The organism is Nocardia xishanensis NBRC 101358, from assembly GCF_001613365.1.
GTDB lineage: Bacteria > Actinomycetota > Actinomycetes > Mycobacteriales > Mycobacteriaceae > Nocardia > Nocardia xishanensis.
On the sequence record NZ_BDCF01000002.1, the window covers coordinates 355,367 to 377,771 of the forward strand.

Consider the following 22,405-nt stretch of genomic DNA (forward strand, 5'->3'; position numbering starts at 1 on the left):
GCGCGCACCAGCCGCCCCGGAGTCCGGCCCACACCGTTCGATCACCTCGGGGCGGCACGCACCGCCCCGGGGTGGTCGATTCACTCCGCCGTCTGCAAGAGGGCGGCCTGGTAGCGGCGCATGCCGCCCAGCCACCTGTCGTAATCCGCCCCTTTGCCGCGGTACATCTCGAGCACCTCGGGGTGCGGCAGGATCAGGAAGCGTTCGGCGTCGACGGCCTCCAGCACCACCGTCGCGACCTCGTCCGGGCTCAGCACCGCACCCGCGGTGGTGACCGCCCTGGTCGCCGCCGCGCCGAGCGCGTCTCCCGACTCGGCGCCCGCGCGCAGCAGCTTCGTCTCGACACCCATCGGGCACAGGCAGCTCACCCGAATTCCGTTGTCGCCGTAGGTGACCGACAGCCACTCGGCGAACCCGACGGCCGCGTGCTTGGTCACCGCGTACGCGGCCGAGCCGATCTGGGTCAGCAGGCCCGCCGCGGAGGCGGTGCTCACGAAGTACCCTTCACCGCGTTCGAGCCAGCCGGGGACCAGCAGCTGGGCGGCCCGCACGTGCGCGTTGACGTTCACATCGATCGCGGTGTTCCAGCCCGCGTCGTCGCCCAGTCCGACCGGTCCGACGACGCCCGCGTTCGCGAAGTACAGGTCGACCGGCCCGAACTCGTCCTCCGCGCGGGCGATCAACCCGCCGATCTGCGCCGGGTCGGACACATCCGCCCCGACCGCCACCGCGGAGCCGGGGGCATCTTGCGTGATGGACCGAACGAGGGACTCGGCCGCACCGGCGTCCAGATCGGCGACCACGACCCGCGCGCCCTCGCGCACCAACAGCCGCGCGATCGCGCCGCCGATCCCGCCGCCGCCTCCGGTGACAATTGCCGTTCTTCCAGCGACCTTCACGAACATCTCCTTCCGGGATTCCCCTGGCGCGAGCGATCACCCGTCGGCCACGCCGGGCCGAGCATCCAACAAACTTGAATCCTACGTCAAATTCAAGTTTGGGCAAGGGTGGCCGACGACGGAAAAGGAGCTGGCACGCGGCCCGGGCATCACCCGGGAAAGCAGAGTCCGGCGAGCGCGAATCAGTCCGAGTCGAGCCGCAGCGCGTTGACCCACAGCTGCGTCAGAGTGGTGACGAGCTTCTCGAACGGGATGCGATGATTCTGGACGAAGACCGTGTAGGCCATCCGGCTGACCATCACCGACAAGGCGTGCGCGGTGATCATCGGGTCGAGGTCCGCGCTGGCCCGGCCGGATTCCTGCAGCTCGCTGATCATCTTCGCGTTGCGCTGCGCGAAGGCCTTGCCTCGTTCGATGCGCAGCCTGCGGAAGTCCTCGTTGATCAGGGCGACTTCCTCGAACACCGCCATCAGGCGCGCATTGCGCTTGTACGAGCGGAGATACTCCCGGTTGGCCGCCTCGATGAGGTCGCGCGGGTCGGTGACGCCCGTGCGCTCCCGGACGTGCGGGTGCAGCATCTCCTCCTGCACCTGTTCGACCACCGCGGCGAAGATCTCTTCCTTGCTGTCGAAGTAGGTGTAGAACGACCCCGATGCCGTCCCGGCGGCCTTGGAGATGTCGGAGATCTTGGCGTCGAGATACCCGTCGCGCTCGAATACCTCGCGCGCCGCGGCGATCAACGCGGTGCGCGTGCGCTCGCCGCGCTTGGTGCGCGGGACGCCTTTCCGAGGCTCGGCCTCGCTCACAACGGGCTCGGACACCAACGCTGGCCACTCACTGTCGGTCGAAGGGACGGTTGACGTGTTCACGTTATCACCGCCCCGGCAGTGTGGGACGCACCTGCGGAATGCGCGCGAAGTAGGCCCGTACCAGTGCTATTCGGCTTCCCTCCTGGACTGTTCGGCCGCCGGGGCCGAGCCGAGGCCGGACAAGCGATCTCGAACTTCGTCGCCGATCCGATAAGTGGCCATGACCACGATCGCGATCAGCACACCCGGTGCGAGTACCTGATTCGGGGCGCCGAGTATGTGCTGGTAGGCGTTGTTCAAATCGCCACCCCAGCTCGGCGTCGGCGGCTGGATGCCGAGGCCGATGAACGACAGCGCGGCTTCGATGACGAACGCGAGTCCGGAGAAAAGCGTGGCCTGCACTATCACCGGTCCCACCGCGTTGGGCAGGACGTGCCGTAGCAGCGTGACATGCGTCGGGCAGCCGGCCAGCTGCGCACCGAGCACGTACTCCGAACGCCTGACCTGCGCCACTCCTCCTGCGGTCAGCCGCGCGATGACGGGAGCGAACACGATGCCGACCGCGCACATGGCCGTCACCAGATCCGGTCCGAGCACGCCGGTGATGGCCACGGCCAGTACCAGCGCCGGGAACGCCAGGAACGCATCCGCCGCGCGCAGCAACAACATTCGCAACCACGCCGGACCGTATCCGGCGCCGAGCCCCCACGGCAGCCCGACCGTGAGCCCGACGCCGACCGCGATGGTGACCGCGACGAAGGAGGACCGTCCGCCCCAGATCAGCCTGCTCAGCACGTCCCGGCCGTAGCTGTCCGTCCCGAGCAGATGCGCACCGCTCGGCCCGGCGAACCTGTTCGTCAGATCCTGGTCGGTCGGGCTGTACGGCGTCACCAGCGGCGCCAGCGCCGCGAGCACGATCAGGGTGCCGAGAATCGCGAGGGCGAGCCAGAACCCGGCGCGCGACCGCCGCCGGGTGTCACCGGTCGAGCGAGTTCCGGCGGCCAGTGTCACGGTGCTCATGCGTTCACCTCCGCTCGGAGCCGGGGATCCAGGAATCCAGTTGCCGCGTCCACCACCAGGTTGATGCCGAGCACGATTACGACGTAGGTCAGCACGATGCCTTGCAGCATCGGATAATCGCGAGTCTCGATGGCGGTGACCAGTGCGCCGCTCATGCCGGGCAGCACGAAGATCTGCTCGAGCACAACGGTGGCGCCGAGCAAACCGATCGCGAGCAGCCCGTACACCGTCACGACGGTCGTCGACACGTTGCGTAGCGCGTAACGCCACACGATCGTGCGCTCGCGCAAGCCCATGGCCCGCGCGGCGCGCACGTATTCGCTCGACAGCGCGTCGATCATCGCGGCACGTACCTGACGCACCACGATCGCGCTCGCGCCCGCCGCCAGTGCCGCCGCGGGCAGGGCGAGGTGGCGCAGATTCGCCACCGGGTCCTTGCCGAAAGGCACATAACCCAAAGCCGGAAACAACCCGAGGCCGACGGCGAACACGTCGATCAAGACGATGGCCAAGAAGAATTCCGGGACCGCGAGGCCGATTCCGGACGCCGCGCGAACGACCCCGTCGGACCGGCGGCCCGCCCGATACGCGGTCCACACACCGAGCGGCACCGCGATAACGGCCGACAGCGCCAACGCGAGCCCGACGAGTTCCGCGCTGACCGGCAAGCGGTGCAGCACCTGATCGGCGACGGGCGCGTTGTTCACCAGGGAGGTCCCGAGGTCGCCGTGGACCACGCCGCTCAACCACCGGAGGTACTGTTCGTACAGCGGTTTGTCGAGACCGAGCCGCTGCTCGATGACCGCGGGATCGACATCGGTGCTGCTCACACCGATCAGCGCCTCGGCGGGCCCGCCCGGCACGAGATGGATCAGGCCGAAGGTCATCACCGTCGTCAGAAACGCGGTGATCAGGATCGACACCGATCGCCCCAGTACCGGGCCAACCGACCGTCTACGACGGATCCACTTCATGACACGGCCAGGTACGCGAGTTCGGGCGATCCGCTCAGCGAGGGAACCACTCCCTGCACGCGCTGCGTGTAGGCGACCACCGCGGGACCGTGGTAGAGCGGGATGAATTCGGCTTGTTCGACGATGATCCGGTTGATCTTCTTGACGACCTCGAGCTGTTCGCCGTCGGTGTAGGTGTTGTTGAGCTGCGCGATGAGCTGGTCGAGTTGCGGATTCGGCGCGGCATTCTGCCGGTAGTAGGAGGTCGGACCGAGCAGGGCGCTGTAGTTGAGCGGCGCCGACGCCTGCGAAGGCCATCCGACACTGAAGACGTCCGCGCCGTTGTGCGCTACGAACTGCGAAATAGCCTGCGGACCGGGAACATTGGTGAATTCGACGTCGATGCCGACCGCTTTCCACTGCTCCGCGACCAGCAGTGCGTTGGTGGAGAACGGCGGCGCGGCGGCGGCGATGCCTCGCACATGCACGCCGTCCGGGTAGCCGGCCTCGGCGAGCAACCGCCGCGCCTTGTCCGGATCGTAGGGCCAGGCGTTGTCGGTGGCGGAATCGTGGAAGGTCGCCCCCGGCGGGTAGACCGACCAGGCGGGGGTGCCCGCGTCGCTGTTCAGCGCGGCCGTGGCGATGGCCTTGCGGTCCAACGCGTATTCCATCGCCAACCGCACCTTCGGGTCGTCGACCGGGTGGTTCTTGGTGTTGATCACCACCGCGGTGAAGCCGAGTTGCCGATGCCGGTCCACGGTGATGCCGGGCAGGCGCTCGAGCGCGGGCGCAGCGGATTCGCCGATCCCGAAGGCGAAATCCGCTGTCCCGGAGGTCAAGGCGTTCGTCAGTGCCGTGTCACTGGTGATGATCGCGATATCGATGCCCGCCGCTCGCGGTGCGGGGTCGCTCACCGGCTGATAACCGGCGAACCTCGTGAAGGAGTATTCGCTGTTGGGCACCGCGCGCGCGAACTGGTAGGGCCCGGCGCCGACGGGATGGTTACCGAATTCGTCACCGTACTGGCGCAGCGCGGCCGGCGAGACGACGAAACCCAGACGGGTGCTGAGGTAGCCGGGCAGCCCGGAAGTCGGGCTGCTCAACTTGATCGATACTGTGTCCGTGCCTTGAACGTCGATGCTCTTGATCGACGGAACGGACACCAGACCGGTGCCGAGACAATGCTGCATGCTGGCCTTCACCGCCTCCGCGTCCACGGGTGTGCCGTCGTGGAACGTCAGGCCCGATCGGAGTTTCATCGTGAAGGTGAGTTTGTCGGCTCCGGCGAACTCCCACGAGGTGGCGATCCCCGGTTGGGGTGCGAGAGTTTGCGGGTCGGTGTCGATGAGCGGGGCGTAGAGCAGCTTGAGATAGGTCAGGTCGTAACCCGAGTTGCCCCGGCAGGGGTCGAGCGAGCTGGGCGTCTGCCGCGTGGCGACCTTGATGCTCGCGTTCGGGTCGGGCGCGGACGCGGAGGGGTCGCCGCCGCAGGCGCCCAGTACGAGGGCGAGTGCGGCAGCCGCTCCGGCGGCGATCAGTTTTCGGTTCATCGCGATTCTTCTTTCCGGTCCGCGGCGGGACCAAGCGCGGATTGCCAGGCGTCGATGGCTTCCTGGCGAAAATGGCATGCTGCCGAATGGCTTTCGGTGTCGTCGGTCAGTACGGGGGCGGTCGTCGCGCAGCGATCGGTGGCCAGATGGCACCGCGTGCGGAATCGGCAGCCCGACGGGGGGTTACGTCGATCGGGAATCTCGCCCCGCAGCAGCAGCCCGCGCCTTTCCCGGCGCACCCGAGTCGGCCGGGGCACGGCCGCGAGCAGTGCCTGGGTGTAGGGATGCCGTGGCGATTCGAGCACCGACGCGGTCGGTCCCAGCTCCACCAGCCTGCCCATGTACATGACGCCGACTCGATCGGCGATGCGCGCCACCGAACCCAGGTCGTGTGAGATGAATACGTAGGTCAGCCCGTGCTCGTCGCGCAGTTCGGCCAGCAGCGCGAGCACTTCGGACTGCAGGGAAACGTCCAGTGAGGCGACCGGTTCGTCGCACAGGATCAACTCCGCGCGCGAGGCCACCGCCCGGGCGATGGTCACGCGCTGCCGTTGACCGCCGGACAGCTGCGCGGGCTTGCGGTCGGCCAGCTCGTCGCCGAGTCCGACCCGGCGCAGCAGTTCGACCGCGGCCGGGCGCGTCGATCGCGGTATCCGCAACCGGCGCGGCGCCATCGGCTCGGCGACGCACTGCCAGACCGCGAGCCGAGGGTCGAGCGCCGACCGCGGATCTTGAAAGATCACGTGGGATGCCCCCGCGGTGCGACCGTGCGCGCCCGGGACGCGGTCGATCGATCCCGCGGCCGGCTCGACGATTCCGGCGAGAGCGTGGGCCAGGGAGGTCTTTCCCGATCCGGATTCGCCGATCACGGCGAACGTTTCGCCGCGGTACAGAGAAAAGCTCACAGTGTCGACCGCGCGCAACCGGTCGGCGCCGCCGCCGTAGTCGACGACCAGATCGCGGACGTTCATCAGGATCTCGGTCATCAGGCCACCAACCCGGTCAGTTCGAGGTCGCCGGCGCGCAGGCAGCGCGTCGCCGAGCCGGCGTCGCCGATCAGATCCGGATGTGTCGTCCGGCAGGCATCTATGGCGTACCGGCACCGGGTTCGGTAAACGCACCCGTTCCCGTCTGGCGGGGACTCGTGCGCCGACCGCACGACCGCCGGCGTGGTGTCGCGACTCGATGCCTGGAGCAACGCCTGTGCGTAAGGGTGCGCCGGACGGCGCAGCAACTCGTCGCGAGCGGCGATATCGACGACTTCTCCCGAGTACATGGTGACGACGCGATCGCAGAGCTCGGTGATCACGCCGATGTCGTGGCTGATCAGCAGCACGGCCAGATCCTCGTCAGCGGTGAGCCCCCTGAGCAGCTCGAGAATCTGCGCCTGGATGGTGACATCGAGCGCGGTCGTCGGTTCATCGGCGATCAGCAGTTTGGGCCTGCACGCCAATGCCATCGCGATCATGACCCGCTGGCACATGCCACCCGACAGCTCGTGGGGATAGGAGCGAATCAGGCGCCCCGAATCGGCCAGACCGACCTTTTCGAGCAACTCCGCGGTCCGTGCGCCGATCTGGGAGGATGTCATCTTCTCGTGCGCCCGAAGCACATTCGCGATCTGACGCCCGACAGTCATGACCGGATTGAGCGACGACCGCGGCTCCTGGAAGATCATGCCGACTTCGCGGCCGCGCAGGGCGCGCAACCTGTCCGGCGTCGCCGTCAGGAGATCCTCGCCGCAGAAGTCGATACGGCCCGTCACCCGGGCACCCGGAGGGTGGAGCCCGAGGACGCCGAGCCCCGTCAGCGTCTTCCCGCTGCCGCTCTCCCCCACTAGCCCGACGACTTCGCCGGGGGCCACTTCGAACCCGACGTCGCGGAGCAGGCCGCCCACCGTGGGCAACGACAGCGACAGTTTTTCCACCCTCAGCAAGGCGGCCATATTCTTCTCTCGATCTTCCTGTCGGCCAACATGTTCCGGCGGCGATCGACCTGCCGATCGCCACCGGGCCCGCGGCGCGGGATCAGCCGAGACTGAAGGGCTGTCCCCAGAAGACGACGATCTCCCTGGCGCGCGGGGTGTCGACCTCCACCCGGACGAACGAGCGAGCTTGCGCGTAGCCCGCGCATCCGCTCAGTGCGATGGTCGAGTTCTTCCAGGTCACGCTGCCGCTCGGGCCGCGGAACTGGATGTAGGGCAGATGCACCTCGTCGCCGAACAGTGGAGGTGAACCTCATAAGAATTGACCCTCATCTCGGTCGAATGCGGTGGCGGGCATCGAGATACCCCTCGCGCGGCGCGACGTACGCCGCACACCACGTCACCGATGTCATCGCGAATCTCTCATCGCGTCGCCCGCGTCGTACACCGCGAGCGATGGTCGCCTGCCTGCGCCGCCGAAGGATGCAATGTGTGACGACCAACACATCGGCTGGCCGGACTCTAATTGAATTTGGCGTCAAGTTCAATAGAGCTCCCGCCGAGTGTTTCCGGCGGTCTCGCCCGCGCTCCCGTCACTCCTGGCGATTGAAGTTGACACCAAATTCAGATAGAGTGCCTTCGGACGTGACCCCCGTCACACGCCTTTCCATAGCCGGTCTCTACCTGTCTGGATGTGCCATGACCAATGTCGCCGACCGTTTCTGGCAGCACGCCTCCGAGCGCCCCGACGCCATCGCGCTGCGCACCGGGGACCAGCGCATCACCTATCTCGACCTCGCACATCGCAGCGCCGCCTTCGGTGGCCTTATCACCGATTCCGGCGTGGCAGCCGGCGACCGCGTGCTGCTCGTTGCGCCGACCGTCCCCGAGTTCGTCGTCGCCTACCTCGGAGCCCACCTCGTCGGGGCCGTCGCCATTCCGGTGAACACCATGGCCACCGCGCCCGAAATCGGCTATGTGCTCGACGATTCCGGCGCCCGGCTCGCCATCGCCTGGCACGGAGCGCAGGCCGCGGCACGGCAGGCGGCGGCCGAGCGCGAGATTCCGCTGCTGGTGCTCGAACCCGGCGCGTTCACCGAGCCGACGCGGGTGGTCGGCGAACCGGTCCGGCGCGCCCCAGACGACACCGCGATCCTGTTGTACACCTCGGGCACCACAGGCAAGCCGAAGGGCGTCGAGCTCACCGTCTCGAACCTGATCGAGACCGCGCGAATCTTCATCGACCAACTGCGGCTCACGCCGGACGAACGGTTCGGCACCGGGTTGCCGCTGTTCCACGTGTACGGCCAAGCGGTGTGCCTCATTACCGCACTGCACGCGGGATGCTCGTTCTCGATGGTGTCGCCCTTCCATCCGCAGGCGATGATCGAGATGATCAGAGACCACCGCCTCACCGTGGTTTCCGGCGTGCCGACGATGTGGAACGCCATGCTGCACACCGCCGGTGACTACGGGCCGGACGACTTCGCCAGCCTGCGCCTGGCCGCCTCCGGCGGGGCGTCGCTACCCGCCGAGGTCATCCGCGCGTTCTCGGATCGGTTCGGCTGCACCATTCTGGAGGGCTACGGACTCACCGAATCCAGTGGCGCCGCGACCTACAACGCGCTGGATCGTGAGCAGCGGATCGGATCGGTGGGAACCGCGCTGCCGGGAACCTCGATCGAAGTGCGCGATCCGGAAGGCAACGCGCTACCCGCGGACACCGTCGGTGAGCTCTTCCTGCGCGGGCCCAGTGTCATGAAGGGGTATTGGAACCGCCCCGACGCCACCGCCGCCGAACTGTCCAATGGATGGTTGAAGACCGGCGACCTGGGACGCGTCGACGCCGACGGTTACGTCTATATCGTCGACCGCGCCAAGGACCTGATCATTCGCGGCGGATACAACGTCTATCCGCGTGAGGTCGAGGAGGTGCTCTACGAGCACCCCGAGATCGTGGAAGTCGCGGTCATCGGCATCCCGGACGACCACTACGGCGAGGAGGTCGGGGCTGTCGTCGCCGCGGCGGCGGGAACGCGACTCGATCCGGAGGAGCTGCGAACCTGGGCGAAGGAACGCCTGTCCGCCTACAAGGTCCCGCACCGCTTCGCCTTCGTCGACCAGCTGCCCAAGGGCGCCACCGGCAAGATTCTCAAGCGCGCGCTCGATGTCAGCGTGTTCGCCGCCGCGCCGGAGAAGGCCTCCCGATGACACTGGTACCCACCGTGACCGGAGCCATCGACTCGAGCGAGCTCGGTCGCGTGCTCGTGCACGAGCACGTCTTCGTGCTCGGCACGGAGTTCCAGCAGAACTACGGCGACTGGGACGAGGACGCGCGCATCGACGACGCCGTCGCCCAATTGGTGGAACTCCATTCGCTCGGCATCGACACCATCCTCGATCCGACGGTGCTCGGACTCGGCCGCTACATTCCGCGCATTCAGCGGATCGCGGCCAGAACGCGATTGCAGATCGTCGTCGCGACCGGGGTGTACACGTACAACGATGTGCCGTTCCAATTCCATTACAGCGGACGGGATTTGATATTCGACCAGCCGGAGCCGATGGTCGACCTGTTCGTCCGTGACCTGACCGAAGGCATCGCGGGCACCGGTGTCCGCGCCGGATTCCTCAAGTGCGCCATCGAGGAACCCGGCCTGACTCCCGGCGTGGAACGAGTGATGCGCGCGGTAGGACAGGCCGCGGTGCGCACCGGGGCTCCGGTGACCGTGCATACCAACCCGCACACCCGATCCGGTCTCGTCGCGCAGCGGGTGCTCGCCGAGGAGGGAGTGGATCTGACCCGCGTGGTGATCGGGCACTCCGGTGACTCCACCGATCTCGAGTACCTGACCGAACTGGCCGACGCGGGTTCGTTGCTCGGTATGGACCGCTTCGGCGTCGATATTCTGCTGCCCTTCGAGGACCGGGTGAACACGATCGTCGAGCTGGTTCGTCGCGGGTATCGCGACAAGGTCGTCATCGCGCACGACGCCGCCTGCTTCATCGACTGGTTCCCGCACGACGCCAAAACCCAGATGGCGCCCAAGTGGAACTATCGCCACATCAGCGAGGACGTCATCCCCGCGCTGCTGGCGAAGGGGCTCACCGACGACGACATCGACGCGATCCTGGTCCGCAATCCGCGTCGCTACTTCGAGAAATGAGCGGCGCGGCCTGCTCCGGGTGGTCGGCGCGCCACGGCGCAGCCGGATACGTCGGCCTTCGTACCGCCGCGGCCGCGCGAACCACCGCACCCGGTGCGGCGGAACCACCACCCTGTCCACGCCGCACCGGCCACACGGAGGACGATCGACCCGACACCGACCGACCCGAACCTTGACGCGCGCAGCGGCTCTGTTCCACTAGCCGCGAGACCGGCCGCCATGGACAGAGGGAGCAGGGAGCGACCACCACGCCCCGCCCGGCACTGCTATTCCGACCACGGCGTCAGGGTCGCAATAGCAGAAGTTGGCAGGTAGACCTCTATTTGAGGCAAGATCGATAGGTGAGTGCACTTCAGAAGAAGGTGATGCTCTACGCGATCGCACTGGCCTATGTGGTGACGTTCGCGGTGGGCGTCTTCCTCGCACTGCTCGACGAGAGTCTCACCGGTCGCGAGATCGCCTCCGCGATCGGCTTGAACCTTGTCGCCTCGGCGATCTTCGCGACCTTCTTCGCGCTCATCGCGACCCGCTCCCAGGACCAGAACTTGCAGGCGACCCTGCGGGAATCGTTCGCGACGATGTCCGATCAGGTCATCGATCGCGCGTTTCAGGCCAACTCGACCTACCTACCGCAGCGCACCTATCCGGCCACAACGGGATTCGATCCGGTCTTCAACCGTGATATGCAGCAAGCCATGGCGGGTTCCACCTTGTACGCGTGCAGTGGCCCGAACCCGTGGTACGTCCCGGCCAGGCTGCGGCAAAGCGACAATCCGCCCGATCAGGTTGTGGTGCGGATGATCTCACCGGCCTTCGACAAGGCGGTTCGGCGACGAGTCGCCGACCGACGGCTCCTCCCCCGCCTGCGCGGCGTACCGATGGACGAGATGATCCGCGACTATCGCGATTCCCTGCTGACCGCTCTGGTCGCCCTGTTCGACTGCCGCGACATCTGTCCGATCGACGTCGTGTTCGCCGAAGACAGCGCGGTGACCCGCCACGAGATCTGCGACAACGGCGTCTTCATCGCCTGGTACCGAGGGCCGGACTCACAGACGAAAACCTTCCCGCACGCCCTCCGCTTCTCATCGGACGCCCTGCTCTACAAGACACTACGGCTGGACATCCTCCGCGCTCGCGAAATCGCCGACCACGTCCTGACATTCCGCGCCGCCACCACCGAGGCCGACCTGATCGCGGCGCTGGCCGCCTGCACCGGCAGCCTCCTGGACCCCGACGACATCGCCCGCCGCCGCTCGAAATACGCCACCGAGTCCGCGGCATTCGTCCGCCACCTGCGCAGCCTCCGCTAGCCGGTCCGCTGTCCGCGGGCCGGCCGAAGAATCCGACGCGGCCCGCGGTCTGGTCACCGATGGCGGCGAGTTGGCGGGTGCCGTCGGCGCGGGCGAGCAAGGTCCACCGAGGTCACATCTCGCGGAAGACGAGTGCCGCGCCGCACGCCTGCTCGGCGCCGACGAAGAATCCGCCCGGGAGATCACGCGTGCTGAACCCGTTGCCTTTCACCAGCGCCCGAGCCGCATCCACATCCCGGACGGCGACCGTCTGCGCGGCCATGTACGGCAGCGCGGGTACCGGTTCGCCCGGCAGCACGTCACCGAAGGCGGAGACGGCGACGATCTCGACCCGCCCCGCCAGGAGCGGAATGACATACAGCGGCCCTTCCGCTGTCGGTTCGCCGTTCAGAATCGAGGCGTAGCGCGCGACGGTGGCTTCGATGTCTGCGTCGTCCACGACCAAGAGCACGCTGTGTAGATCGGTGGCGCCGTTGGCGTGCTCGAGGTAGCGGGGCTGATGGATCAGCTCGGGCGTCAGGTGCCGCGCGACGTGGATCAGCCCCTCGGGAGTGAGCGCGCGATCGAGGTGCACCGCCTGGAAGTGGGCCGTCGCGGTCCCGGTGGGCGTCTGGACATCTCGTTGCAGCGAAAGCACGCCCGAATCGGTCAGCCCGGCCGCGCGGAGCCGCTTCTCGGTGAGCTCGGCGTCGGCGCAGCCGAACGAATAGCCGTGCAGGCCTTCGTATTCGGCTATCAAAGGACGGATGTTCCACGGGTCGACCGATCCGTCGCCGAACAAGCCGAGCAGCTCGAGATAGGTCCGGCCGAACAGGGCACACCGATTGCCCGCGCCCATCGGCTTGCGTTCACCGCCGGGGCGGTCGGAGCCCAGGTGCATCGACAGCGGACTGAGAGTGAACCCGAGCCGCTGGTACGTCGCCGCCGTGGCATCCATGTCCGTGGTGTACAGGACGGAGTGGTCGATTCGGTCGATATCGCGATCGATCATGGTCTCTTTTCCTTTGCTGCGTTCAACCCGGAACCGCTGCGGTATTTCGCTTTTCTCATGATTCGGCCACCACTATCGACCAGCCGACGGCGCCGGTTATAGGACGAATGTTCCTCGACCAGCCGCTTGCGTCGCGCTCACGACCTGGCGGCTGCTGCCGAACGTCACCTCGGACCCGCGCCTGTGATCACCGTCCGCCGGCCACGGCACTGTCGATGAAGACGGGCGTCGGCGAGATCGGGACGCGCAGCATGCCCGCGGCGATGTCGACCGGCACCCGAGCGCCGTAGACATCCACGGCGTGCGCACGGAGATACCGCCATTCCCAGGCCAATTCGTTCGCCGAACCCTCATCGCCGCCCCGCTCCCAGACCACCAGCGCCGGAGTGCCGTGGCTCCGCTCGGCTTCGAACAGATACAGGTCGGGGCGGTCGGTGACCGGGATCCGCCGAACCCGTGTGACATCCCTGAGCAGGCGTGCCATCGATTCGAAAGCGTCCGCGGCCGGATGCCGGTGACCGATGATGCCACCTCGGCTGTCCAAGAGCTGAAGTTTGCCGAACATCAGCGCACCCGCGGCGCGACTGTCGCGATGGAAATCCCACTCGGGCGCGATCGGATAGTAGAGATTGCGCCGTATGCCCTCGGCGAGCACCACGAGCGCCGCGGGATCCGCCTGTTCGACCGCGTCGTGGAAGACCCGCAACTGGGTGAGATAGTCGCCGGCCGTGCCAGCCCAGAACAACGGCAGGCAGGGCTCGATCTCGCACTGCCAGAACCGGATCCGGCCCGGCCGGTGTGCGGCGAGCGCTCGGACGAAGTGGCGGTAGCGGTCGATATCGAGGGCCGGTGAGGCGGGCAACCACCGGGTGGTGCGCCGCGTGGCCCACTCGGAACTCGCGCACACCGTCACCCAGGCCTCGTCGCCATCGTCGAGTTGCTCCAACAACGCATCCAGCGCGGTCCAGACGAACCGGCCGGGTTCCGGCTCGACCTGCGACCAATAGATGTTCACCCGTACGATGCCCGCACCCAGCGCCCGCGCCTGGGGCACGAACTCCTCCGGCGGGCCGAACAGTCCATAGGTGGTGCCACGCACCACTCCGAGACGAATTCCGGGCAGCAGTTCATCCGCCGAGGCAGCAGAGGTCATAGTCGAGCTCCTTTCACCAATAGAGGACGTTTAGTCCTCTATTTCGATCCGATGCTACCTGGAGGACCCTCGATTTGGGAACGTATAGTCCTCTAAGTGAACGGAATGCAGGTGCCCGAGAGGCCGAGTCGCACGGACGATCACCGCAAGGCGCCGCGGCGGCGTGGCGAGGTGCTGGAGCAAGCGATACTCCAGGCGGCGGCGGAGGAACTCGCCGAGGTCGGCTACGCGGGCTTCGGCATCGACCGAGTCGCCAGCCGCGCCGGGACCAACAAGACCACGATCTATCGCCGCTGGCCCAGCCGCGCGGCGCTGGCGGTCGCGGCGTTCCGCGATGCCGCGCTGGCCGGCGAACTGCCCGACACCGGTGACCTCAGGACGGACGCGGCCGCGATGCTGCGCGGCGCCGCCGACCGAATGGCGTCACGGCAGGGAGAGTTACTGCAGGTGCTTGCCACCGAAATGCACAGTCAACCGGACCTGCTCCGCGAAGTTCGAGACCAACTCCTCGACGCCGGCGTCACCCGTTGGCTGACCGTTCTCGGTCGCGCCGTCGCCCGCGGCCAAGCCCGACCCGAAGCACTGTCGCCGCGGATCGCCACGGTAGCCGTCGACCTGCTGCGCAACGAATACCTCGTCCGCGGCGTCACCGACATCCCCGACAGCACGATCACCGAGATCATCGACACCATCTATCTGCCGCTCGTACAGGCCCGCATCGACCGGGGCGGCGCCTGAGAGCGGCTTTGGTACGACGCTCCCTCATGTGTCGGTGAGCCACGGCCAACTCAGTGCAGGACGGTTGGCGGCGCGGACGACACCGCGAAGCCGTTCACGGTCGCGGTGTGCAACGCGAGGAAGCCCCGGTCGTCGCCGCGGAACATCTGCCACAGCCATATCCAGACGATGTGCCGCTCGCCCGGCTCGGCGTAGAAGGTGATGGGAGCGACCGGAAATCGGAACGACAACGGCGGCCGTACCGTGTCGGAGGCGTCGCCGACCGGCCCTTCGCCGGTCTCTCCGGCGAGCACGGCCGGCGGGATCGTCGGCAGCACTGCGATGTTCCCCGAGTTGGGCAGGTCACCGCCGCTGACGTTCCACAGCGTGGCTCGACGGGTGAACACCGGCGACGGATCGCCGGAACGGTAGGCGACAGTGGCCAATCCGCCTCGGCTGCTCAGTCCGTGTACATCGGCCCAGATCCAGCTGTAGCGGTGGTGCCCGATCGGGGTGACCGAGACGTGCAGGGTGCGGCTGGTGGGATTGTCGACGACTATCCCCGCGCCGCTGGTGGATTCGGGCTCGCCACTAGCGGTGAACAGCTCGCCCATCCGGCCCAGTGGTCCGCCGTTGCCCAGATGCCACGACAGATCGTAGGGCGGTCCGGTGAGCACGCCGCCCTCCGCGAGGTCGATGCGGAGCAGGCGTTGTCCCGTTCCGATCTCCCGCAGTGCCCTGTCGCGCACGAACTCGTTTGCCCGCTCGAAGACCGGTTCCCGTGCCACCGGATCGAATTCGAGGTCGCCGAGGTCGTTCATCGACTCACTGTGGTGACGTTCCAACACTGCCGTCACCACCGGCTCCTCATCCGCGGTCAGCGTCCCACGAATCGCGGACCGAAGTTCAGGCCGCTCGATCAATCGCTCCGGCATGATGCCCTCCTGATGCTGGTCTCCGCGTCCAGCCTGGGGCAGTCTTTCGCGGCGGGCACGAGTAGCGGCGTACTCGTTGCCTGCGGCTCTCGCGTCGAAAGCTACTCGATTACCCGCACGCGCGATGGTCCGAGGACTGCGGGCCCGTGCTCGCTCGCCCCCTCATCCGCGAAGTCCGCGGAGTCGCTACGGCAATCCTCAGCGGCTCGCGCGCACCACGTGCGGTCCGAAGAAGTTCGCATTCGAACTCGGCGCGTCGATGTATCCGGCAATCAGGTCTCGCACGGATCGATCGTCGATCCGCGTGAAGCCGAAACCGCGCAATGTCTCGGTCATTTCGTCGGGCGTGAAGTAGCTGAGCCAGGGTTCGCCGATCGCGGCGACCCGCTCGGCACGGGCCTGGAGTTCGGCACGGTCCTCGGGAGTCGCCGCGGGTTGCCCGTAGTCGAGGACCACTTCGACGGGTGCCGCTTGGCCCGCAATCAATTCGATCGTCGATTGGATGGCCGCGGAGGTCAGGTAAATGGTGACGCCGAGCCATACGAAGATCGCAGCTGCCGATCGGTCGAACCCCGCGTCCGCCAAACGCGCTGCCAGCGTGTCGGTTTCGAAGTCGACGGGAGTGAAGGTGAGTGTATCGGGCAGGTCGATGCCCGCAATGGCGAGGCGTTCCCGCTTCCAAGCCTGGGTATCCGGATGATCGACCTCGTAGACCCGCAGGTCCGGATAGGGATTGCGGTACGCGAAGGTGTCCAGCCCCGCGCCGAGGATCACCGTCTGTCGCACCCCGGCGGCGACGGCGTCGTGCACGGCATCCTCGGCGAAGCGTGAGCGGGCCGCGATGAACAGGCGGCGCGGGCGGTTGCTCGCAGCGCCGAGGCCGGGGTGATCCGTTCCGGCCGTATCCAACTCGGTCAGCTCACCGTCGGTGACGCCGAGGATGCGACCGGCGATCGGGTCGGTGAAGACGCGTGGTTCGTTGGCGACCTGGTGGCAGGCGCGTGCGTATGCCGTGACAAGTGCCGTCCGGCTGGATCCGCCGAGTTCCATGGTCATCAACCTACTCGGCGAGACAGCGCGGGTCGCTAAACGAGAGGCTCTGTGATGAGTTCCTCTATGTCGGTGCGAATTCGGTCGCGGATCGAGCGGACGGCGTCGATGTCTTTTCCCGCGGGGTCGTCGAGCTTCCAGTCGCGGTAGTCCACGGAAGGCCTGTGCCATTTGGGAGCGGCCTGCGTTGTGGACGCAGACGAACAGGACGCTGGGCTTGGAAGCCACTGGCGGGTGCGCCTTTCGGTCGAGGCGGTGGTCAGCGGGATGAGGCGCGGACCTCGGTAGCGGTTCGGTTATCGAGGGCTTCGTGAATCGGCGAGCGGGGCGTCGCGGTCGTGGTGCGGGACCACGACGTCATCGGCGACCTCGGCCGAGCCAGGGTAGAGAACTCCGACCAGTGCGAGTCCAATTGCGCCGCCGATGATTTGGGCGGCGGTGAAGGCGGGCGCGGACGTGGGAGCTATTCCGGCGAAGGTGTCGGAGAAGATCCGCCGGATCGTGACCGCGGGATTGGCGAAGGAGGTGGATGAGGTGAACCAGTAGGCCGCGCCGATCGCGCCGATGACCGCGCCGCCGGTCTGCGCGAGGGTGTAGACGCCCAGCTCGGCGACGGTCAACCCGATGTGGCGCCGATGACCGGCCAGCCAGTCCGCCGCCGAGACGACCGGGTTGAAATGCGCGCCGGAGACCGGCCCGAAGACCAGGATCAACGCCGCGAGCCCGAACACCGTCGCCGTGGAGTTCTCCAGCAGCTGCAACCCGACGTTGCCGGGAGGCCGGCAGCTCAGGCGCAGCAGGACGCGCCGGACGCCTTCGCCTCGGCTTTGGCGGCGCTGCCACAGCAGGCGTCCTCGGCGGCAGCCTCTTCGGCGGTGCCGCAGCAAACCTGCACGGCCTCGTCGGCGGTTGCGGGTTGGGGTGCGGCGCCGAAGGTCTCGCTGTCGGCCAGGACGGTGTAGACCTCCCAGCGTTCGGCGTCGGGGCCGCTGACCCACACCTTGTCCTGGGTGGCGAAACAACAGGTGGTCGCGATCTGCTCCTCGGTGAACAACCCAGCCTGCGAGAGCCGGGCGATCTCGGCGTGAACCCGCTCGGAGGTCTCCACCTCGACACCGAGGTGGTTGACACTGCCGCCGTGCCCGGGGTTCTCGATCAGTACGAGCTTGAGCGCCGGTTCGGCGATCGCGAAGTTGGCGTAGCCCGGCTTGCGCTTGGCCGGGGCGGTGTCGAACAGGGTCGAGTAGAACGCGACGGCCTGCTCGAGATCGTCGACATTGAGGGCGAGCTGGACGCGAGACATGACATTACCTCCGGTTGTGTGACATATATCGAAGAGCTGACACCACGAAGTCTGCCACCTTTTCGACATATGTCAACACACTCGGTAGAGTGAATTCCATGCCGAAGACCTTGCCCGTGATCGATATGTCCGCTCCGGTGTGCTGCGCCCCGGTGGCCGCCACCCCGGTCGATGAAGACGCCGCGCTCGCGGTGGCACTGCGACTCAAAGCCATCGCCGACCCGGTGCGAGTACGTCTGCTGTCGCTGCTGCTCACCAGCCCGGCAGGGGAAGAAAACGGCGGTGACCTCGCCACCGCGGTCGGACTGGGCGAATCGACGGTGAGCCACCACCTGACCCAGCTGCGCAACGCCGGACTCGTCGCCTCCGAACGGCGCGGGATGAACACCTTCCACTCCGCCCGCCGTGACGCACTCGCGGCACTGTGCGTGGTCCTCGACCCGAATTGCTGCCGCTGAAGGCGTCCTCCGGACCAGCACGACTACGGGTTCATCGCGCTGCTTCGCATCACCTGAGCGCGGCGGGTGAGCCAGGCATCCAGCGACCAGCGGCCGGGCCCGGCCCACACCAGGAAGATCAGCCCGAGCAACATCGCGAAATCCGTACGGGCGTCGTGCGCCATCCCCCAAAAACCCTGCACGCCCTGGAACCCACCTGGTCGCAGCTCTCGCAGCTTGGTCAGCACGATCGCCAAGCTGATATCGACGAGCAGCGGCAGCGCCGCCAGCCGAGTCAGCAGACCGATGACGATCAAAGCGCCGCAGACGATTTCGACGACACCGTCGAAGTAGGCGAAGAACGTGGGCGCCGGTATCCCGATCTTGTCGAACCGGCCCGGCCCCAGCTTGTCCGGATAAAGAAACTTTTGGATTCCCTCACTGAGGAATACCAGCCCCACCGCAACCCGGATGCAGATCACCGCCGCCGGGCCGTCCGCGCCCAGAACACGTGGCCACGACCACCGATCAGCTCCAGCCATGGCATTCGCCTCCCGACATCGTCACCCGAGCCTACCGACGAGCACTACGCGCAGAGGGCCTTCACCGCTCGGACCGGCCGGACGCGCGACAGCTTGAAGGTTCATCATTTTCTGAATACTTTCCAACCACCCGGCCTGCCTGCGCGGTTGCGGACTGGTCGTCGCGGTCCCCGAGGCCGGCGCAGCCGCTACGAACTGGCCGATGCCCGGATCGCGGTCGCGTTGGAGGATTTGCTGGGGCCGGCGCTGGCGGTGGATCCGACCTGCTGCCCGGCCGCTGATAGCGAAGGCTGCTGCTGATGGCTTCCCTGGGCATGCCCAGCCTGCCGTCGGCGGTGACCCACGGGCCCGATCCGGTGCGCAAGGCGGCGCTGACCCGGCGGATCCGCCGGCTCGTCGCGGCGACCATCACCTAACGTGATCGAAGCCGCGGTCGCGCTGACCGAGGCGCGCGGGTGAACAAGGGCCGGTCACCGAGTCCGTGCCGCATCTCCTACCGCCGTCGAATGGTCCTCACGGGAACCACTCGTCGGCGTCACATCACTTACGACGGTGACCCGTTCTGACCATGCGCAGGCCCCAAATTTCCAGAGCGGTCGCCATGGTCATGTACTGCACATAGGCGACGATGACCAGCCAGCCACCGTAGTCGTGCACCCATGCCCGCAGCGGCAGCAGCGCCGCGACACCGAGACAGATCAGCAGCGTGCCCAGCACGAGTGCCGGGATCCGCAGCGGCGCCAGCTGCTCATAGCGACTTCGGGCAGACCAGGCCGTATCCGAAGTAGTCACCCTCGGGCTCGGCCTCGACGCGGAGGTCATACCGGTACGGGCGGTCTCGAAGGGGTTGGGTAGGGACGCGGAGGTAGTCATAAGCGTTCTCCGGGCCGACACTTCGATCGACCGAGTAGCGATTCGACACGGAACATGGCACACACGGGATGGGCGTCGGCATCGGCGACCGATTCCGATGTGAAACGGCATTGCTACACGAGGTTCAACCAGGCTAACTGTTAGTTATCGAAAAGGAAGGGGAGATGCGGCATCGAATGCGGACCGGCCGCCGGACGGACCGCAACCACGATCACGAGACCAAATTGTGATCTGGCTCACGAATTGCTCTGTGACCTCGCGAATCCTTCGGCTCGAACCGCGGGTTCCAGGCCAGGTTGGCGGGTGAAGCGGTTCGCTGGCGTTACCGAACCGATATCCAGCTGGCTGACCGGCACCGAGTCGGCGTGCCCACAACCGAATCGTGCCCTATCCAGCTACCACTGCTGATCCGTTGCCACCGGTCATCGCCCGCACAACGGTTCCCCAGCAACGCCGATGGCTTCCGGGGCCACGAGTCCACAGAAACACCTGCCCGTGGCGCCGGAGCGCGGTACCTACGATGATCCGGTGACGACTTCTCGTCGCGATGGAGAAGTCGAGCTCGGCCACCACCTTGTTCGCCTCGATCACCTGGCAGGTGGTCGCCGTTTACCGGGGTGAGCGGGAACAGTGGCTGGAGAACCAGAACAGCCTGCGCGCCCTCGAGGTCCGCGAAGTGCTGTCCGGGACGAGCGTCGTCGACGTCGACGCGGCGACCGAGTCGATCCGCTATCCGCTGCGCTGGCATCATCTCGCACTCGTGCTGTGGTATCCGGAGCTGAGCACCGACGGTGACGAGCTCCCCCGGATGCAGCGGTTCGTGCGGGAGCTGGCCGACGCGGCGGATACGGCGGCACGCCGACTGTTCGCGGCCGCCGACCGGGTCAACGCATGCGCCTGGCTGCCCTACCGATCGCTTCCCGTCGACCTGGTCGGCACCGTCCGCGGGTTCGCGCGCGACCGCGCCGACGCTCCCTGCATCGCGATCGGCACGCCCGGCGACGGGACTCGCGGGCTTCCGCCGATCACATCGGCACGCTCAGGCCGCGCGGGCGGTCGCGCTCGCTCGCGGCACAGACCATCCGATGGTGTTCTCCGCGACCGATCCGGGACGTCGGCCGCAGCCCTGCCGTGTGGCGACGTCGAGCTACAAGGCCGCGGCCGCGGAGATGAACCTGCACGCCGATTCCGTAAAGTAGCGGGTAGCGCGGGCGGTGGCGCGACGGGGTCGGCCTATCGACGAGGACCGGCCCGAGGTCGAGATGGCATTGCCGGCATGCCAGTGGTACGGGGCGGCGGCATTGCGCCAGGACCCGGCATAGGGCGTCCGCCGGTGACAAACGTCTGCGCATACTTCGTGCTCTCGAGACGATGGCGCGACCCTCGCGGCGGTCTATGTTTTCGACATCAATCGTGAGCGGATGTCGGCAAAGTAGCCCACGCCATCCATCGACCCGATGTTCATCGACAACCTGGCCACCGCGTCGAAGTCGGCAGCGCGTCACCACCGCACCCGCACGACAGCGGCACTTCGACCGATCACGAACGCTGCCGGGTCCCGGTTGTCGAAAGATTCAGAAAGAGTTGATCTTGTCGATACCGACCGAATCATCTTCCCCGCAATCGAATACGCCTGTCGCCACCGATGTCCGGTCGGTAACGAATGGTGCCGGAATCCTCCCTGCCCCCACAACGCGCGGCGAAAACGCCGATATCGCCCCGCTCGGTGCACCCGTGCTCGTTCTGGGCGTCATGCTGATCGGCGCCGGGCTCGCCGCATTGCTGAAGGTACGGAGCTGGTCGAGCGACTACGGCTGGTTGGTCTACGTCGCCTACCTCCTGTACATGAGTCTCGCCGGTTTGTCGAGCGTGTGGGGCTTCCGCTTGACCCGCAACTCGAAGGTGCCGAACCCACCCGCAATTCGCAACCGGACCTCCTCGGCGAATACCGGTGGGCGATCGCGCTCTCGAACGGCGCCGAGAAAGCGGCGAGATCCCCGGGCGACGCTAGGGGCCGCGGGCTGACTCCGGCATGACCGCCCGTGCTGAATTTGCGGCGGCGGAGAAATTTTCGTTCGCGGGACTGCGCGGTCCGGCACACCGAGCGGGAATGTGCGGGCGGGGAGATGCCGGGCACCACCGTCGGTGTCGTTCGGTGATCTCGACGGGTGATCACGATGCCTTGTCGACGGTCCACAGCTGATGGCCGCCGTTGGGTTCGCACTTCGCGATCCGCGCTTGTTCGTTGGGCACATTCGGGTCGGTCACCCGGGACAGGCACAAGTTCTCGGTGTCGGATCGGATCCGACCACCCCCGCCGGAGGGCTCGAATACCCATTTCGGGCTGCTGGGTTTGCATTTCATGAGGGCCGCGAGTTCGGCATCGTTGGCCGACACCGCCAAGCACGCCGTCTTGCTCGTGATGGGTGCGATAGTGGAGAACCCGGTCCCATCCTTGGCGATCCATCGTTGCTCCAGCTTCTGGTTGCACGGAAGGAAGCGCAGAATGTTCGATCTCGATCCGGGAAGAGTCAGACACCTGCCATCCGAGCTCTTGATCACGATTTCCTCGTTCGCTGCCGGCCAGTCGGCATGCGCTGTGCCGCAGGACATTCCGGCTGCGCAGACAATCGCCGCGCCGACCCCCGCTATCGCCACGTGAAACGCCGCACCACGCACATCGTCTCCCTAGGTCGCTCCGAACAGTACGAGGCTCGGACCGCCGACGCAGCAGGACTCCTGTCGAAGCCCCTACCCGCCCGGATCCCG

Annotated in this window: 24 protein-coding genes and 1 pseudogene; 8 read left to right on the forward strand and 17 right to left on the reverse strand. The window is 66.9% G+C overall.

Going from position 1 to position 22,405, the window contains the following annotated elements; all coding sequences use genetic code 11:
• Window positions 1-80 precede the first annotated feature (80 nt).
• The 8 genes from NX1_RS03940 to NX1_RS03975 form a co-directional block, all read right to left on the reverse strand.
• Complete coding sequence (locus NX1_RS03940; protein WP_068054246.1) at window positions 81-899, reverse strand: SDR family oxidoreductase; 819 nt, start codon at window positions 897-899, stop codon at window positions 81-83.
• Window positions 900-1,081: 182 nt separating this feature from the next.
• Window positions 1,082-1,720, reverse strand: a complete 639-nt coding sequence (locus NX1_RS03945; RefSeq protein WP_245668306.1) for a TetR/AcrR family transcriptional regulator — start codon at window positions 1,718-1,720, stop codon at window positions 1,082-1,084.
• 114 nt (window positions 1,721-1,834) lie between these two features.
• Complete coding sequence (locus NX1_RS03950) at window positions 1,835-2,728, reverse strand: ABC transporter permease (protein WP_068053729.1); 894 nt, start codon at window positions 2,726-2,728, stop codon at window positions 1,835-1,837.
• Window positions 2,725-3,651, reverse strand: a complete 927-nt coding sequence (locus tag NX1_RS03955; protein WP_169812174.1) for an ABC transporter permease — start codon at window positions 3,649-3,651, stop codon at window positions 2,725-2,727. Before NX1_RS03955 ends, NX1_RS03950 begins: the two co-directional genes overlap by 4 nt.
• 47 nt (window positions 3,652-3,698) lie before the next feature.
• Window positions 3,699-5,231, reverse strand: coding sequence for an ABC transporter substrate-binding protein (locus NX1_RS03960; protein ID WP_068053735.1), 1,533 nt, complete (start codon window positions 5,229-5,231; stop codon window positions 3,699-3,701).
• Window positions 5,228-6,217, reverse strand: a complete 990-nt coding sequence (locus NX1_RS03965) for an oligopeptide/dipeptide ABC transporter ATP-binding protein (RefSeq protein ID WP_068053742.1) — start codon at window positions 6,215-6,217, stop codon at window positions 5,228-5,230. The genes NX1_RS03960 and NX1_RS03965 overlap by 4 nt, the downstream gene beginning before the upstream one ends.
• Window positions 6,217-7,176, reverse strand: a complete 960-nt coding sequence (locus NX1_RS03970) for an ABC transporter ATP-binding protein (protein ID WP_068053744.1) — start codon at window positions 7,174-7,176, stop codon at window positions 6,217-6,219. The genes NX1_RS03965 and NX1_RS03970 overlap by 1 nt, the downstream gene beginning before the upstream one ends.
• 82 nt (window positions 7,177-7,258) lie before the next feature.
• Window positions 7,259-7,441: an MspA family porin gene (locus tag NX1_RS03975; protein ID WP_068053747.1), complete on the reverse strand. Its 183-nt coding sequence runs from the start codon at window positions 7,439-7,441 to the stop codon at window positions 7,259-7,261.
• Window positions 7,442-7,854: 413 nt separating this feature from the next.
• Here NX1_RS03975 and NX1_RS03980 point away from each other — a divergent pair, with 413 nt between their 5' ends.
• The 3 genes from NX1_RS03980 to NX1_RS03990 all read left to right on the forward strand — a co-directional run bounded on the left by NX1_RS03980 (window position 7,855) and on the right by NX1_RS03990 (window position 11,635).
• A complete protein-coding gene (locus tag NX1_RS03980; protein WP_068053750.1) occupies window positions 7,855-9,366 on the forward strand; it encodes an AMP-binding protein in 1,512 nt (503 codons plus the stop codon).
• The gene (locus tag NX1_RS03985; protein ID WP_068053753.1) at window positions 9,363-10,322 is read left to right on the forward strand and encodes a phosphotriesterase family protein; all 960 of its coding nucleotides are present in this window, start codon (window positions 9,363-9,365) and stop codon (window positions 10,320-10,322) included. The genes NX1_RS03980 and NX1_RS03985 overlap by 4 nt, the downstream gene beginning before the upstream one ends.
• A 341-nt stretch (window positions 10,323-10,663) precedes the next feature.
• The gene (locus tag NX1_RS03990; protein WP_157119513.1) at window positions 10,664-11,635 is read left to right on the forward strand and encodes a hypothetical protein; all 972 of its coding nucleotides are present in this window, start codon (window positions 10,664-10,666) and stop codon (window positions 11,633-11,635) included.
• Between the two features lie 112 nt (window positions 11,636-11,747).
• Here the strand turns inward: NX1_RS03990 and NX1_RS03995 are convergent, their stop codons facing one another.
• Entirely contained in the window at window positions 11,748-12,626 is an 879-nt protein-coding gene (locus tag NX1_RS03995) for a VOC family protein (protein ID WP_068053759.1), read from the reverse strand.
• A 187-nt stretch (window positions 12,627-12,813) separates the two neighbouring features.
• Window positions 12,814-13,779 (reverse strand): hypothetical protein, encoded by a 966-nt coding sequence (locus NX1_RS04000; RefSeq protein WP_068053762.1) that lies wholly within the window; start codon window positions 13,777-13,779, stop codon window positions 12,814-12,816.
• A gap of 105 nt (window positions 13,780-13,884) precedes the next feature.
• Here NX1_RS04000 and NX1_RS04005 point away from each other — a divergent pair, with 105 nt between their 5' ends.
• Complete coding sequence (locus NX1_RS04005) at window positions 13,885-14,517, forward strand: TetR/AcrR family transcriptional regulator (RefSeq protein ID WP_068053765.1); 633 nt, start codon at window positions 13,885-13,887, stop codon at window positions 14,515-14,517.
• Between the two features lie 50 nt (window positions 14,518-14,567).
• Here NX1_RS04005 and NX1_RS04010 read toward each other — a convergent pair whose 3' ends face one another.
• From NX1_RS04010 to NX1_RS04025, 4 genes are all read right to left on the reverse strand, one after another.
• Window positions 14,568-15,353: a hypothetical protein gene (locus tag NX1_RS04010; protein WP_157119514.1), complete on the reverse strand. Its 786-nt coding sequence runs from the start codon at window positions 15,351-15,353 to the stop codon at window positions 14,568-14,570.
• 276 nt (window positions 15,354-15,629) lie between these two features.
• On the reverse strand, window positions 15,630-16,481 hold the full coding sequence (locus NX1_RS04015; RefSeq protein WP_068054250.1) for a class I SAM-dependent methyltransferase: 852 nt from the start codon (window positions 16,479-16,481) through the stop codon (window positions 15,630-15,632).
• Between the two features lie 296 nt (window positions 16,482-16,777).
• A complete protein-coding gene (locus NX1_RS04020) occupies window positions 16,778-17,242 on the reverse strand; it encodes an aquaporin (protein WP_068053771.1) in 465 nt (154 codons plus the stop codon).
• A 26-nt stretch (window positions 17,243-17,268) separates the two neighbouring features.
• Window positions 17,269-17,784 (reverse strand): ArsI/CadI family heavy metal resistance metalloenzyme, encoded by a 516-nt coding sequence (locus NX1_RS04025; protein WP_068053775.1) that lies wholly within the window; start codon window positions 17,782-17,784, stop codon window positions 17,269-17,271.
• A gap of 98 nt (window positions 17,785-17,882) precedes the next feature.
• Here NX1_RS04025 and NX1_RS04030 point away from each other — a divergent pair, with 98 nt between their 5' ends.
• Window positions 17,883-18,242, forward strand: a complete 360-nt coding sequence (locus NX1_RS04030; protein WP_068053777.1) for an Rv2640c family ArsR-like transcriptional regulator — start codon at window positions 17,883-17,885, stop codon at window positions 18,240-18,242.
• Window positions 18,243-18,265: 23 nt separating this feature from the next.
• Here NX1_RS04030 and NX1_RS04035 read toward each other — a convergent pair whose 3' ends face one another.
• Window positions 18,266-18,763, reverse strand: coding sequence for a DoxX family protein (locus NX1_RS04035; RefSeq protein ID WP_373864859.1), 498 nt, complete (start codon window positions 18,761-18,763; stop codon window positions 18,266-18,268).
• 115 nt (window positions 18,764-18,878) lie between these two features.
• Here NX1_RS04035 and NX1_RS37675 point away from each other — a divergent pair.
• Window positions 18,879-19,063, forward strand: a pseudogene (locus NX1_RS37675) (helix-turn-helix domain-containing protein); the annotation flags it as partial.
• 240 nt (window positions 19,064-19,303) lie between these two features.
• Here the strand turns inward: NX1_RS37675 and NX1_RS04040 are convergent.
• Window positions 19,304-19,555 (reverse strand): hypothetical protein, encoded by a 252-nt coding sequence (locus NX1_RS04040; protein WP_157119515.1) that lies wholly within the window; start codon window positions 19,553-19,555, stop codon window positions 19,304-19,306.
• 628 nt (window positions 19,556-20,183) lie between these two features.
• On the opposite strand from NX1_RS04040, the gene NX1_RS04045 reads away from it, so the two are divergent.
• Entirely contained in the window at window positions 20,184-21,053 is an 870-nt protein-coding gene (locus tag NX1_RS04045; RefSeq protein ID WP_068053782.1) for a hypothetical protein, read from the forward strand.
• 173 nt (window positions 21,054-21,226) lie between these two features.
• Complete coding sequence (locus NX1_RS04050; RefSeq protein ID WP_157119516.1) at window positions 21,227-21,661, forward strand: hypothetical protein; 435 nt, start codon at window positions 21,227-21,229, stop codon at window positions 21,659-21,661.
• A 147-nt stretch (window positions 21,662-21,808) separates the two neighbouring features.
• Here NX1_RS04050 and NX1_RS04055 read toward each other — a convergent pair whose 3' ends face one another.
• Window positions 21,809-22,315 (reverse strand): ricin-type beta-trefoil lectin domain protein, encoded by a 507-nt coding sequence (locus NX1_RS04055; protein WP_157119517.1) that lies wholly within the window; start codon window positions 22,313-22,315, stop codon window positions 21,809-21,811.
• Between the last annotated feature and the right edge of the window lie 90 nt (window positions 22,316-22,405).